General features: G+C 54.7%; 13 protein-coding genes. 1 reads left to right on the forward strand and 12 read right to left on the reverse strand.

Translation table 11 applies throughout. From position 1 onward, the window contains the following. Position 1: 1 nt before the first annotated feature. Positions 2-781, reverse strand: coding sequence for a tRNA uridine 5-oxyacetic acid(34) methyltransferase CmoM (cmoM, locus tag AM410_RS22860; protein WP_032677804.1), 780 nt, complete (start codon positions 779-781; stop codon positions 2-4). Between the two features lie 124 nt (positions 782-905). On the opposite strand from cmoM, the gene elyC reads away from it, so the two are divergent. Beyond that, complete coding sequence (gene elyC, locus AM410_RS22865; protein ID WP_020884813.1) at positions 906-1,685, forward strand: envelope biogenesis factor ElyC; 780 nt, start codon at positions 906-908, stop codon at positions 1,683-1,685. Here elyC and AM410_RS22870 read toward each other — a convergent pair. The 11 genes from AM410_RS22870 to aroA form a co-directional block, all read right to left on the reverse strand. Continuing rightward, positions 1,662-2,555, reverse strand: a complete 894-nt coding sequence (locus AM410_RS22870; RefSeq protein WP_014169395.1) for a YcbJ family phosphotransferase — start codon at positions 2,553-2,555, stop codon at positions 1,662-1,664. The two genes, elyC and AM410_RS22870, sit on opposite strands and share 24 nt — an antisense overlap. A 141-nt stretch (positions 2,556-2,696) precedes the next feature. Beyond that, positions 2,697-3,443 (reverse strand): 3-deoxy-manno-octulosonate cytidylyltransferase, encoded by a 747-nt coding sequence (gene kdsB, locus AM410_RS22875; protein WP_014169394.1) that lies wholly within the window; start codon positions 3,441-3,443, stop codon positions 2,697-2,699. Then, complete coding sequence (gene ycaR, locus AM410_RS22880) at positions 3,440-3,622, reverse strand: protein YcaR (protein ID WP_006174474.1); 183 nt, start codon at positions 3,620-3,622, stop codon at positions 3,440-3,442. The genes kdsB and ycaR overlap by 4 nt, the downstream gene beginning before the upstream one ends. A 45-nt stretch (positions 3,623-3,667) precedes the next feature. Beyond that, positions 3,668-4,897, reverse strand: a complete 1,230-nt coding sequence (locus AM410_RS22885; RefSeq protein WP_108648516.1) for a winged helix-turn-helix domain-containing protein — start codon at positions 4,895-4,897, stop codon at positions 3,668-3,670. A 44-nt stretch (positions 4,898-4,941) separates the two neighbouring features. Beyond that, positions 4,942-5,919, reverse strand: coding sequence for a tetraacyldisaccharide 4'-kinase (lpxK, locus tag AM410_RS22890; protein WP_025204549.1), 978 nt, complete (start codon positions 5,917-5,919; stop codon positions 4,942-4,944). Next, positions 5,916-7,664 (reverse strand): lipid A ABC transporter ATP-binding protein/permease MsbA, encoded by a 1,749-nt coding sequence (gene msbA / locus AM410_RS22895; protein WP_020884816.1) that lies wholly within the window; start codon positions 7,662-7,664, stop codon positions 5,916-5,918. The genes lpxK and msbA overlap by 4 nt, the downstream gene beginning before the upstream one ends. 36 nt (positions 7,665-7,700) lie before the next feature. Further along, a complete protein-coding gene (locus tag AM410_RS22900) occupies positions 7,701-9,965 on the reverse strand; it encodes a ComEC family protein (RefSeq protein ID WP_108648518.1) in 2,265 nt (754 codons plus the stop codon). Positions 9,966-10,180: 215 nt separating this feature from the next. Beyond that, complete coding sequence (gene ihfB / locus AM410_RS22905; RefSeq protein WP_008499965.1) at positions 10,181-10,468, reverse strand: integration host factor subunit beta; 288 nt, start codon at positions 10,466-10,468, stop codon at positions 10,181-10,183. A 171-nt stretch (positions 10,469-10,639) separates the two neighbouring features. After that, positions 10,640-12,313, reverse strand: coding sequence for a 30S ribosomal protein S1 (rpsA, locus tag AM410_RS22910; protein WP_014169387.1), 1,674 nt, complete (start codon positions 12,311-12,313; stop codon positions 10,640-10,642). Between the two features lie 110 nt (positions 12,314-12,423). Next, on the reverse strand, positions 12,424-13,107 hold the full coding sequence (cmk, locus tag AM410_RS22915; protein WP_014169386.1) for a (d)CMP kinase: 684 nt from the start codon (positions 13,105-13,107) through the stop codon (positions 12,424-12,426). A 253-nt stretch (positions 13,108-13,360) separates the two neighbouring features. Next, positions 13,361-14,644, reverse strand: coding sequence for a 3-phosphoshikimate 1-carboxyvinyltransferase (gene aroA, locus AM410_RS22920; RefSeq protein ID WP_108648520.1), 1,284 nt, complete (start codon positions 14,642-14,644; stop codon positions 13,361-13,363). Between the last annotated feature and the right edge of the window lie 5 nt (positions 14,645-14,649).

The following is a 14,649-nucleotide window of genomic DNA, read 5'->3' on the forward strand; positions in this document are numbered from 1 at the left end:
GTTATCCTTGCATCTGCGGCTTGTGCGCGGTGACGTGAATATAGCGGCCAAGACTGACAAAAGGTTCCTGACGGCAATACCGCGTTTCTAATTCTGTTAAGGTGTCAAAACAGTCACGCTGTTTGTGTTTTTCACGCAGATAATCATGAAACACCCTGACGCCCGTTTTCCCGGTTATCTGCCAGCCAATCTCTTCCAGCCAGCCATACACCTGCTGCGGATCGCGCGGATAATCCGGGGAAAGCGTGCGTTTTTTCTTTTTTGGCATCCCGACCTGAACATAGTCGAAGTTACCCGCAACCATGTTGTGCATCAGGAAGCCGTTAGCATTGTAGAACATCAGTGACAGCGTACCGCCCGGGCGCAACATCGACCACAGGGTGCGTAACACGCTTTGCGGATCGGCAACCCACTCCAGCACTGCATGAAACAATATCAGATCAACCTGGGTTTCCAAATGCTGTGCGATGTCCTGAGCGGCGCATTGTATAAAATGCATGTTGTCGCTCACACCTTTCTCTTCTGCGGCACGCGTCGCACGCGCGATCATCTCAGCAGAAAGATCGCAAAGCGTTACGTGATGACCGCGCTGGGCCATTTTGATAGCCGTCTGCCCTTCACCGCCGCCAGCGTCCAGCACGCGCAACGTTTGCCCCTCAAACGAGGCCAGGATGTTGTCCAGATCCTGCCAGAGGATCGTCTGACGCAACTGCCCTTTCGTGGTGCCATAAATGTTGCGCGAAAACTTTTCCGCGATGTCATCAAAATTGCGATCCCGCATTGGGAGAGTTCCACTCGCTAACTGCAAAACCGCTATTTTGTCACACCCGCGCGGAGAATGAACCTCTCTGGTGTAATATCACGAGTAATCACCTGCTATATGGTTAAAAAAGGAACCAAAAAGGATGCTTTTTACCCTGAAGAAATACATTGGGGGGATGATGCTTCCCCTTCCATTGCTGCTTATCATCATTGCGCTGGGGCTGGCGCTGGTGTGGTTTAGTCGCTTTCAGAAAAGTGGCAAAACGCTTATTACCGTCGGCTGGCTGGTCCTCCTGCTGCTGAGTCTGCAACCGGTCGCGGATAGCCTGTTACGCCCTGTCGAAAACAGGTACCCGACATGGCAGGGTCATCAGGAGGTGAAGTATATCGTGGTGCTGGGTGGGGGTTACACCTGGGATCCGAACTGGGCGCCCAGTTCAAACCTGATTAACAACAGCCTGCCTCGACTGAACGAAGGCATTCGCCTGTGGCTGGCGAATCCGGGATCGAAAATGATCTTTACCGGTGCGGCGGCAAAAACAAACCCGGTCAGCACGGCCGAAGCCGGAGCCAGAGTGGCTGAATCGCTGGGTGTACCGCGTTCCGCTATCATCACGCTGGACAGCCCAAAAGACACTGAAGAAGAAGCTGCCGCCGTGAAGCAGGCGATTGGCGATGCTCCGTTCCTGCTGGTTACGTCCGCCTCGCACCTGCCGCGGGCGATGATTTTCTTCGAAAGAGTTGGCCTGCATCCCCTCCCCGCGCCGGCTAACCAGATGGCCATCGACGCGCCGCTTAACCCGTGGGAACGGGCGATCCCGTCCCCGGTATGGCTGATGCACAGCGATCGTGTCGGTTACGAAACGCTTGGACGCCTCTGGCAATGGCTAAAAGGCGCGTCAGGCGAGCCAGGGCAGGAGTGATTTCGTGGCGAGATCGAAGTTGGCACGATTAAAACGGCCAGTATTGACCAGTTGCGCCACTTCATCCCAGAGCAGATAGAGCCAGCGGCGCCAGAGAAACGCTTCTGCAACCGGCGCGCGCTGGAGATAATGCCAGAGTAACCCCTCTGCGGCCCCGCTGTCGCTGAGCCTGAACAACTCGTACTCGCGCGGTGCCCAGAGCATGATCCCTGGCCCTACCATTGCCAGAAGCTGGTCGCTGCGAGGGTCTTTCAGCATGCTGCGCAGGGTAAAATTGCCGTGAACCAGCACGCAGTTGTCGTTAAAGCCGTCAAACAGCGCGGGCAAACACTCCCGGGTGCGGAACAAAATACGTTTGTCCTGCATGGTCAAACCGGTGTTATTAAACTGGTTAAGGGTGCCCCACAACACTTCGACCCGCTGGCGGTACCACAGTGGCCACAGGTTTTCCTGGGTGCTGTCTACCGGCCCGACGAGCCCACCGCTGTCTTGTCTGTGCCAACCCAGTAGCGCCTCGACAATCTGATCTTTCAGCTGTTCCCAGCGTTCCGGTGAACGAGCCGGCGCTTCCACAGGCACGCCACGTAACCGCTCAATCAGCAGGACATCGGGGCCGGGGTGTTCTTCATGCGTCATCACGCCATACACCGTCGGCATGCGGACGGTCCCTTGTCGCGCAAGCATCGACATTTTCCAGGCCAACTGCCTGGCAACGCCCGGCGAGGTAAAACTTCGGGCCATCAGCGGCATTGGGTTTCCCTGGCTGTCATATAACGACCAGAGTGCGGTATCTGCCTTTTCGTTCACACACTCAACCCTGCTTAACTTCTCACCCAGCAGATGGCTCAGTTCAGCACGCAGCTGTTCCATATGAGATTACCCCCATTAAGACTACTGCTTTTATAATGAGCGCGCGGACAGAAGATGTCACCCGACAGAGATCAATTATGGAAAAGAAAGGGAAAATAACCTGGAGAGAACATCCCCCCGCAAGGAGGGATGCGGGCGCTATTAACGCAATTCGGCGCGGACGCGCTCAAGATCTTCCGGGGTGTCAACACCCGTACCTGGCACTTCCTGCGCAACGGCAACGTGGATTTTTTCCCCGTACCAGAGCACGCGGAGCTGCTCCAGCATTTCGATATGCTCCAGCGGGCTGGGTGCCCAGGTAACATAACGACGAATAAAGCCAGCACGGTAGCCGTAGATCCCCAGATGACGCAGGAATGAATCACCAATGGTCTCTTTTGAAACCGCAAAACGATCACGATCCCAGGGAATAGTGGCGCGAGAGAAGTAGAGCGCATAGCCCTCGGCATCCATCACCACTTTCACCGCGTTCGGATTAAACGCCTCTTCAGCGTGGAGCACAGGTACCGCGAGCGTAGCCATACCGACCTGGCGCTGCGCCAGGTTTTCCGCCACCTGGCGAATAATGACCGCCGGGATCATCGGCTCGTCGCCCTGTACGTTAACGATGACCGTATCATCACTAAAACCGCATTTCTCAACCACTTCTGCCAGCCGCTCTGTGCCGGACTGGTGATCGGCGCGGGTCATGCACACTTCTCCGCCAGCCGCCTCAACCGCACGGGCAACGTCCGGATGATCGGTTGCCACGATAACGCGCTCAGCACCGGACTCACGCGCACGTTCAAGGACATGCACAATCATCGGTTTGCCGTTGATATCCACCAGCGGTTTACCCGGCAGACGGGTTGATGCATAACGCGCAGGAATAATGACAACAAAACTCATGGTTTGCTCTCTTCTGCCACCAGGGAGCGGGCTTCGTTTTCCAGCAATACCGGAATACCGTCGCGCAGCGGGAATGCCAGACTGTCCAGCTTGCAAATCAGCTCTTGTTTGTCCTGGCTGTAATAAAGTTTGCCGTTGCACACCGGGCAGGCAATAATTTCAAGTAAACGGTGATCCATAGTTCCTCCGTATGGGTAATCGCTAAAGCTTAACACATTCCTTTTTCAGGGAGTGTCTGTTTCCCAGCCACGTCGACAGGTGCTAAACAACCCGTCAGGCACCCGACCCAGCGCCACGTCGTGGGCCCCCTGCCAGCATGCGAATTCGCTAATGGCGGAGGTTAATCCTTTTTCCAGCGCCGCGGTGGTCTTGATCCCCTCTTCAAGATAGAGCGCGATAATCTCCAGCGTGCCGGTTTTTCGGTGCATTTTGGCGTCCATTCGACCGACCAGTTGCCCTTTGTGCAGCAGAGGCAACACAAAGTAGCCGTACTGACGCTTTGGCGCGGGGGTGTAACACTCAAGCCGATAGCTGAAATTAAACAGCTGTTCGGCCCGTTTTCTGTCCCACACGACCGGATCGAAAGGCGATAACACCGCGCTGTGGGTTGCCTGAAGCTTACTTTCCAGAGCCTGGGGTAAGAGCAGGAGGAGATCCGAATGCAGCCACATGTCCCCGAGGGTTTCTACCGTGACGGGGATAACACGATGTTCACGCTGCCACATTTCCAGCAGCGGTTTCAGGGCCGGCTGGCGAAGGCGATAGTAATCCGCCAGCCACTGCGGCCGGAAAATGCCCAGACTGCGGGCGCTGTTCTCCAGCATGATAGCTTCCGCTGCCTCCTGGGTGAGTAAGTCACGCTCATCGTCCCAGTGGGGCATCACGCGGTGCGTCAGGTCATACACGCGCTGAAAATTACGCCGTTCAATCACCATGACTTTGCCGGACGTAAACAGTCCTTCAAGGTGGCGTTTGTGCGGCTTCCACTCCCACCAGCCGCTGGTCCCTTTTCTCGGATGTTCAAAATCGGCGGAACGTACAGGACCGTTTTGCTGAATATGCTCGATAAGCTGTACAATTTCAGTCGCGTGCTCCTGCATCCATTCCTGGCGGTATTTCCAGCCCATCTTTTCGGGGGCCAGCATGCGATGGCGAACCAGGGCAAAATCGCTGCGCGGCAGGAAACAGGCCTCGTGCGCCCAGTACTCCATTAAGTCCCCCTTACTGAGCGCGTCATCCAGCCACTGAGGCGGATAATTCCCCAGCCGACTAAACAGCACAAGGTAAGGGCTACGGGCCACGATATTAATGGTGTCAATTTGAAGGAGCGACATGCGCTGAACGGTAGAGAGAATATCGGCGGGCTGCGCGCGGCGGCGGGGCTTTTTGAGCAGCCCCTGTGCGGCAAGGTGCAAATGACGTGCGGCTGAAAGCGAGAGTTGCGGTAAAGACATGCGTTTTCCTGTCAGTCAAAGCGCCACCAGAACCGCGTAAGCCATTACTGCACTAACGCAATCAGTTCCTTGAGCAATTGTTCCGGTTGCTCACCGCTGAGTTCAGCGTCAACCGGCAGATACCACCAGTTATCCTTCGCAAAGGCACGGCATTTCACCGCATCTTTTTCAGTCATGATTAGCGTCTGCCCCGGCGCAGTCAGGGCCGCGACCTGATCTGGCACCAGCGCCTGATGATCGGCCAGCGGAACGCGTTTTTCAAGCCGGGCACCACACTGTTCCAGCGTCGCGAAGAAACGCGGAGGATGACCGATACCCGCCATGGCCACCAGCGCGGGTAACAACGAGACAGCACGGCGCTCTCCGGTCAACAGATTCACCGCCATTCCCGGCCTGAGATGCATAGGGATCTCACCCGGTTTGGCCTCTCCACCGTTAACAATCACCGCATCAACGGACCTGAGACGCGAAGCGCGTTCGCGCATTGGCCCGGCGGGTAGCCACCAGCCGTTACCGAACCGGCGAACCCCGTCAATGACCACAATCTCTTTATCACGCGCCAGCGCGTAATGCTGCAGACCATCGTCAGTAATAATAATGTCTACCGTGTGTTCGGCAAGAAGTGCCTGAACGGCATCACTGCGTACCGGGGAAACCGCAACAGGTGCACCTGTACGCTGGTATATCAATACTGGCTCATCACCCGCTTCAGCGGTCGTAGTTTCCGCCGTCAGCAACAGGGGATACTGCGCCGCTTTTCCGCCATACCCACGCGATACCACGCCTGGGCGTATACCGCGTTTTTGCAGTTGCTCCACCAGCCAGATCACCACCGGTGTTTTACCGTTGCCGCCAGCCGTCAGGTTACCCACCACGACAACCGGCACCGGCGCGCGCCATGCTTGCTTCAACCCCAGACGGTAAAGCAGACGAATGGCGCCGCTCACCAGGCCATAAAGCCAGGAAAGCGGCAGAAGCAGCAGCCACAGCGGTGATTCACCGGACCAGATGCGTGCAATCATTCGCCGAATTGCATCTTATGCAGTTGGGCGTAAACGCCGCGGTGCGCCAGCAAATCAGAGTGGCTTCCGCGTTCGACAATCACGCCATCTTCAACAACAACGATTTCGTCAGCCTGCTCGATAGTCGACAGACGGTGCGCAATCACCAGCGACGTACGGTTCTTTTGCAGCTCATCCAGCGCAGACTGAATGGCACGTTCAGATTCCGTATCCAGCGCAGAGGTTGCTTCATCCAGAATCAGAATCGGGCTATCACGCAACAGCGCACGAGCAATGGCGATACGCTGGCGCTGGCCACCGGAGAGCAGTACACCGTTCTCACCGATAATGGTATCCAGACCGTTATCCATCTTGTTGATAAAGTCCATCGCATAGGCCATACGAGCGGCCTTTTCAATCTCCGCACGGCTGTACTCTTCTGTACGCGCATAGGCAATGTTATTTGCCACCGTATCGTTGAAGAGATGCACATTCTGGGAGACCAGCGCCACCTGGTTACGCAGCGACTGCAGGGTATACTCCCGCAGGTCATGGCCATCCAGCAGGATTTCACCCTCGTCGATATCATAGAAACGGGTGATCAGGCTGGCGATGGTGGATTTACCTGAGCCAGAGCGGCCTACCAGCGCAACGGTTTTACCCGCGGGAATGGACAGGTTGATGTTACGCAAAGCCGGCGTTTCGCGGCCAGGATAGGTGAAAGTCACATTGCGAAATTCAACATCGCCGTGGGCGCGTTCAATCTCGCGTTTACCTTCATCTTTCTCCTGTTCGGTATCCAGAATGCTGAACAGGGTCTGGCAGGCAGCCATCCCGCGCTGGAACTGAGCGTTGACGTTCGTCAGTGATTTCAGCGGACGCATCAGGGCAATCATCGATGAGAAGACCACGGTGATGGTACCTGCCGTCAGCGTCTCCATCACGCTCGGGAAGCTGGCCGCATACAGAACAAAGGCCAGCGCCAGAGAAGCGATCAGCTGGATGATAGGGTCAGAAATTGAAGAGGCCGAAACCATTTTCATCCCCTGCAGACGCATTTTGTTGCTGACTTTATCAAAGCGTTTGGTTTCGACTTCCTGCCCGCCGAAAATCAACACCTCTTTATGCCCTTTCAGCATCTGCTCAGCGCTGGTCGTAACCTGGCCCATCGTGTTCTGCATATTCTTACTGATGTTGCGAAAACGCTTTGAAACGACGCGAATAGCAATAGAGACAACCGGTGCCAGCACGATAAGGATCAGTGACAGCTGCCAGCTGTAATAGAACATCATGATGAACAGACCAATAATCGATGCACCTTCACGCACCACGGTAATCAGCGCGTTGGACGACGATGATGCCACCTGCTCGGAGTCGTAGGTAATACGTGACAGCAAGGTACCGGTAGACTGCTTATCAAAGAACGCTACTGGCATGCCCATCATGTGGCCAAACAGCCGACGGCGCATGGTCATAACGACTTTCCCGGAAACCCAGGAGATACAGTAGCTCGAAATGTAGCTGGTGATACCGCGTAAGATCATCAGTCCAATAACCACCAGTGGCATCCATATCAGCACTGAGCGATCTGTTTTACCAAAACCGTCATCCAGTAACGGTTTGAGAAGCGATAACATAAACGTATCGCTGGCTGCGTTGAGGACTAACGCTACACCCGCCACGATCAAGCCTGCTTTAAAAGGTGCAATCATCGGCCAGAGTCGGCGGAAGGTTTGCCACGTGGAGAGATCTTTGTCGTTATGCATTCAAAAAACCAGCATCTGTTGAAATAGCCGCATATTCTACCCGTTATCTCCGGGCGCGCCAAACCACTGATGATACCAACGCGGTAAATATTCATCACGTACGCGCTGTATTTGCCATCGATGTTGCGAGAATGTCACCGATATTTGTCCAGAATGGGGGGTATCGTGCCAGATATAGCCCTCTTTTCGATAACGTCTGATAACTTTTGCCGACGGAAAATGCCATGCGTTATAGCGGGCCGCAGAATCGAGCGCGATCCTCCCCTCTACCCGCTGCACCAGTGGCAATGATGAAGACGTATTGCTGCCATGATGGGGTACCTGTATTACAGTGGACGTCAGATGACGCCAGTAATGGCTAAGCATAGTCTGTTCCGCTTGCGCTTCAATATCTCCCGTAAGCAACGCACTTTGCTCACCATCGTCGATTTTTACCACACAGGAGCGATTGTTCCCCCTTTCGGAATAGCCCTCAGGTGGCCAGTGGACGGTGAAGGTTAACCCCTCCCATATCCATCTCTGCCCGCGAAAACAAGGCCGATGTTCCGCCCGGCCTAACGGGCTTCTTATCCATAATGTGGGCCATGTTTTTTGCAGCGTCGCCAGGCCGCCCGCATGGTCGAGATGCTCATGACTGAGGATGACGCCTTCTGGTTGCAAATGGTGCCAGCGTAGCCACGGAATGATTAACTGCCGGGCGCTATCACCACCCGGCCAGGCGAGCCCGGTATCATAAAGAAGGGCTTTGCCATGGCGTTCAATGACCATTGCCAGTCCCTGCCCCACATCCAGCATATGCAGTGTCCAGCCCTCACTCCTCACCGTTCGCCAAAGCGGAAATGCCAGTAAGATACTCCCTGCCAGACAAACTGCAGGAACGGATTTCCAGGCATGAAAGCGCCAGCCGATAATGGCAAGCCAGGGCAATAACGTCAGGTATTGCCATCGTTCATCTACATTCTGCCAGCCATCCGGCAGGCGCATCAGCATCCAGAACAACCCCCCTAGGGATTTATCGGCTGCAAACCAGAGGGCACTTTCCAGCGCCGTCAGCGGCAACAGATGAAGCAACATTCCGGCCAGGATCAGCGGTACGCAGACAAAAGTGACCAGGGGGACGGCAAAGAGATTAGCCACCAGGGAAGAGAGGCTAAACCCATGAAAAATCAGCACCTGTAATGGCATGAGCAGAAGCAACATGCCGGTTTGCAGATAAAGAAGATTCACCAGAGGCTGTAACCAGCGAACCCGGTGCCCGCGAGGAAGAGGCAGCCACTGAAACCAGAAAATCAGCGCGGCGACGGCAAAAGCTGAAAGGGCCAGACTTTGAGAAAGCACGGCTAAGGGATCGCTTATCAGGATTGCCGCGATACAGCAACACCACACCTGCCAGGGAGACCACTGACGGGCGCCAATGCGCAATGCCGCCAGCACGGCAAGTGCGATAACCGTTCGCAATGCGGGCGGTTGCAGCCCGGTAAGCCAGGCGTAGAAAGCGGCAAAGAACAACCCGGCCAGGAGAGGAATCTGCCAGTGGATCCAGTGGCCCGGCATCAAGAACTGAAGCCCACGCGCAAGTAACCAGACGATGGATGCGGCCAGCGCAATATGCAGACCCGAAATTGCCATCAGGTGCAGCGTGCCGGTGTCGCGCATCAGATCTTTAATTTCCCGGGGCACCTCCAGACGTTCTCCCATCCCCAGCCCAAGCATAACCGCGCCCCAGTGAAAAGCAGAAAGCCGGTGTTGCAGTGACATCAGGTACTGAGCACGCAAGCTGCAGTTTTCATCGACGATTTTCGCCTGCGTGAAACGTCCGCTGAGCGTCTGGTGTCGGGCAAAGGCGCTTCGCTGGGGATCATATCCCCCGTCGTTTAGCTCGCCATGCACAGGCCGGAGCCTGAGCGTCATAGCCCAGCGCTGACCGGCACACACCTTTTGCGGCAGGTAATTGCCATACAGCGTCACGCCCGTGGATGCCCACCAGCGTTGACCATCGACACGCAGAATGTTGCCCTGATGCATTGTTGCACCATCGGTGGCCGTGATTTCTATCTCTGCCTGCACTGCTCCCGTCGTTAAATGTTGCATCGGCCAGACGCTTTCCTGCGCAGCAAGAAGACCCCAGACACAAAATAACACCATGATCCCCATATGCTTCAGGACGTTGTGTCGCTGGGCGGCCAGCGCTATCCCACCGGCTATCATTACCCACACGGTATGACGTTCAGGCAGGACGGGTAACCAGAGTAACGGCACGATCGCCAGAATGGCGCAAAGACTTATCGCGGGAATGCCCATTACTACCTCCCTGTTTGAGGGTGACAGTATGGAAGCAGGCAGGGTGAGTCGTCAGCCAGAAGAAACGCGGTTTACAGCGGGCGCTGAAGCATTTTTATCCGTTTGCAGAAAACAAAAGGAAAATTGCGCGGCATCTTCAGAATAAAAGCGACAGGCACAAAAAAAGCACCCGCAGGTGCTTTCTTTCGAACCCAGTTTAGCGCTGATGGCTAAACTCAGTTGCCGTAAATGTTGGCGCGATCGCGCAGTTCTTTACCCGGCTTAAAGTGTGGAACGTACTTACCTTCCAGTTCGACTTTATCGCCAGTTTTCGGGTTACGCCCGGTACGTGGAGCACGATAGTGCAGAGAAAAACTACCGAAACCGCGGATTTCAATGCGCTCGCCCTGGGCAAGAGTGGAGGCCATATGCTCCAGCATCTCTTTTACGGCATCCTCCACTGCTTTCGCAGGGATATGCGGTTGCTGACTGGCAAGTCTTTCAATCAATTCTGACTTGGTCATGATTCCTCCGGTTCCTTTCAAACCAATTAGCTGAACAGCTCATTAAACAAGGGCGGCCGTAGCCGCCCTTTGTTATTGATTACAGGACGAATCCTCTAATCTGTCAAGTTTGCTCCTCATCCTTCTCGCTGTAAATGCGTTACAGCTCAAAATGATGCGGACAACCTGATATTACTCGCCTTTAGCTGCTTTGAAAGCTTCAGCCATTGCGTTGTTAGAGAAGTTTGCATCTTCCTGTTTGTTAACAGTTGCGATTGCATCTTTCTCATCAGCTTCGTCTTTAGCACGAACAGACAGGCTGATTGCACGGTTCTTACGGTCAACACCGGTGAACTTAGCTTCAACGTCGTCACCAACGTTCAGAACCAGAGTGGCATCTTCAACGCGGTCACGTGAAGCTTCAGAAGCGCGCAGGTAACCTTCAACGCCGTCAGCCAGTTCTACGGTTGCGCCTTTAGCGTCAACTGCAGTGACTTTACCGTTTACGATTGCGCCTTTCTTGTTCAGTGCAACCCAGTTGTTGAACGGATCTTCTGCGAGCTGTTTAACGCCCAGGGAGATACGTTCACGCTCTGCGTCAACCTGCAGAACAACTGCAGCGATTTCGTCGCCTTTTTTGTATTCACGAACTGCTTCTTCGCCTGCAACGTTCCAGGAGATGTCAGACAGGTGAACCAGGCCATCGATGCCGCCGTCCAAGCCGATGAAGATACCGAAGTCAGTGATAGACTTGATTTTACCTTCAACACGGTCACCCTTGTTGTGGGTTTCCGCGAACTGCTGCCATGGGTTGTTTTTGCACTGTTTCAGGCCCAGGGAGATACGACGACGTTCTTCGTCGATATCCAGAACCATAACTTCCACTACATCACCAACGTTAACAACTTTGGATGGGTGGATGTTTTTGTTGGTCCAGTCCATTTCGGAAACGTGCACCAGGCCTTCAACGCCTTCTTCGATTTCAACGAAGCAGCCGTAGTCAGTCAGGTTGGTAACGCGACCAGTCAGTTTAGTACCTTCTGGGTAACGCTTAGCGATAGCTACCCATGGATCTTCGCCCAGCTGTTTCAGGCCGAGGGATACACGAGTACGCTCGCGGTCGAACTTCAGCACTTTAACAGTGATTTCGTCGCCCACGTTCACGATTTCGCTTGGGTGCTTAACGCGTTTCCACGCCATGTCGGTGATGTGCAGCAGGCCATCAACGCCGCCCAGGTCAACGAATGCGCCGTAGTCAGTGAGGTTCTTAACGATACCTTTGACTTCCATGCCTTCCTGCAGGTTTTCCAGCAGCTGATCGCGTTCTGCGCTGTTTTCGGATTCGATAACGGCACGACGGGATACAACAACGTTGTTACGCTTCTGGTCCAGCTTGATTACTTTGAACTCAAGCTCTTTGCCTTCGAGGTGCAGGGTGTCACGGACTGGACGAACGTCTACCAGAGAACCTGGCAGGAACGCACGAATACCATTCAGCTCAACAGTGAAGCCACCTTTAACTTTGCCGTTGATAACACCGACCACAGTTTCAGCTTCTTCGTAAGCTTTTTCCAGCGTGATCCAAGCTTCGTGACGTTTAGCTTTTTCACGGGAAAGCAGGGTTTCGCCGAAGCCGTCTTCTACTGCATCCAGAGCAACGTCAACTTCGTCACCAACCTGGATTTCCAGCTCGCCCTGGGCGTTTTTGAACTGCTCTGCCGGAATGGCGGACTCAGATTTCAGACCGGCGTCAACCAGTACTACGTCTTTGTCGATAGCAACAACAACACCACGAACGATGGAACCCGGACGGGTTTCGATTGTTTTTAAGGATTCTTCAAATAGTTGAGCAAAAGATTCAGTCATGTTTAATCTTCAGGTTAATATAACGTCCACCTGGCTCCGTGCCGGATGGGGTTGTTTCACATACCCGCCGTCAATCCATTGCAGCGGGGGTACTGCTAAATCGGTCGCAATTACGCGAGTGCCAGTTTTTGGCGCGCATATTGTAGCGCTTTTTCAATCACTTGCTCAATAGTTAAACTGGTTGAATCCAGAACTAATGCATCTTCTGCAGGAACAAGTGGGGCGACGGCGCGGTTACGATCGCGGTCATCGCGCTCTTTTATCTCGGACAAAAGGCGATCAAAGTTAACACTAAACCCCTTTTCCTGCAACTGAAGCATGCGGCGTTGAGCCCGTTCTTCCGAGGAGGCGTCGAGGAAAATTTTCACTGGCGCATCAGGGAAGACAACGGTTCCCATGTCACGCCCGTCAGCGATCAGGCCAGGCAGTTCGCGGAAGGCGCGTTGACGGCGCAGCAGTGCTTCACGCACGCGCGGGAAAGCGGCAACCTGTGAAGCGGCATTCGCCACGTCCTGAGTCCGAATTTCACCGCTGACATCTTCACCTTCGAGAATCACTTCCAGATTTCCGTTGGTTGAGATAAAGCGAACATCAAGATGGGTAGCCAGCGGAACCAGCGCGTCTTCGGAGGCCACATCAACATGGTGATGCAGCGCCGCAAGCGCTAACACGCGGTAAATAGCACCAGAGTCCAGCAGATGCCATTGCAATGCTTCCGCCATTGCCTTGCACAAGGTGCCCTTTCCTGCACCGCTTGGGCCATCAATGGTTATGACCGGGGCAATTGCCGTCATCTTTATCTCCTTAAACAGGCATACCGTTAACGTAAACGCCGCGCATTATACGCGCCAATGCCCACAATCGTTAACGTTGTGTGCAAAAACGCGAATTACAGGTATTTAGATGAAGAATTATTGCGCAATGATACTTCTACATCGTTCGCGTTGCTTGCAGGCGGCAGGCGCACATCTTCAGAAGTGTAGATCATCACGTCAATGAGTGGGAACGGTGTAAGCGCGCCAGCACAGAGGCTGGCGCGAAGGCAAATCAGGCAGGGGTACTGATACGCGCCAATTGCTCGAAGTAGTCCGGGAAGGTTTTCGCCGTACATTTCGGGTCGAGAATGGTCACCGGCGTATCGGAGAGCGCCACCAGCGAGAAGCACATTGCCATGCGGTGATCGTTATAGGTGCCGATTTCCGCAAACTGCAGTTTTGCCGGAGGCGTGACGCGGATGTAGTCTTCGCCCTCCTCCACTTCGGCGCCCACTTTACGCAGTTCGGTCGCCATCGCGAACAGACGGTCAGTCTCTTTTACGCGCCAGTTGTAAATGTTACGCAGCGTCGTGGTGCCTTTTGCGAAGAGCGCCGCCGTGGCAATGGTCATCGCCGCATCCGGGATATGGTTCATGTCCATATCGATAGCGTTCAGCTCGCCATGGGTGCAGGAGATGAAATCATCGCCCCAGGTAATCGTGGCGCCCATTTTTTCCAGCACGTCAGCAAAACGGATATCGCCCTGAACGCTGTTACGGCCAATGCCGGTCACTTTCACCGTACCGCCCTTAATCGCCCCTGCCGCCAGGAAATAGGAGGCAGACGAAGCATCACCTTCCACAAGGTAATGACCCGGAGACTGGTACTGCTGCGCACCGCGAACCACGAATTGCTGATAAGCGCGGTTTTCCACCTCAACCCCGAAGGTTTTCATCAGGTGCAGCGTAATATCAATGTACGGTTTAGAGACCAGGTCGCCTTTGATGGTGATGACCGTATCCCGAGGTGCCAGCGGCGCAGTCATCAGCAGAGCCGTCAGGAACTGGCTGGAGACGCTGCCATCCACATCGACGTTACCGCCATTGAAACCACCGCGCAGACGCAGAGGCGGGTAATTTTCCTGCTCCAGATACTCAATCTGCGCGCCGCCCTGACGAAGGGCATCCACCAGATGGCCAATGGGACGCTCTTTCATGCGTGGCTCACCGGTCAGCACAATATTGTTGCTGCCCAGGCACAGGGCCGCCGCCAGCGGTCGCATCGCCGTCCCCGCATTACCCAGAAACAGTTCACGCTCTTCAGCCGAGCGTAACGCGCCGCCGTTGCCGGTCACTTCACAGCGGGTGCGGTCGTCAGACAGCGTGTAATGAACTCCCAACGCTTTCAGCGCATTGAGCATATGGCGCACGTCATCGCTGTCCAGCAGGTTTGTGAGGACGGTGGTGCCGTTTGCCAGAGCTGCCAGCAGCAGAGCGCGGTTCGAGACACTTTTTGAACCAGGCAGATTAATGGTGCCATCTACCCGCGCGATAGGTTGTAACGTCAGGGATTCCATGAAAC

Source organism: Enterobacter cloacae complex sp. FDA-CDC-AR_0164, from assembly GCF_003071645.1.
In the GTDB taxonomy this organism is placed as follows: Bacteria; Pseudomonadota; Gammaproteobacteria; order Enterobacterales; family Enterobacteriaceae; genus Enterobacter; species Enterobacter ludwigii.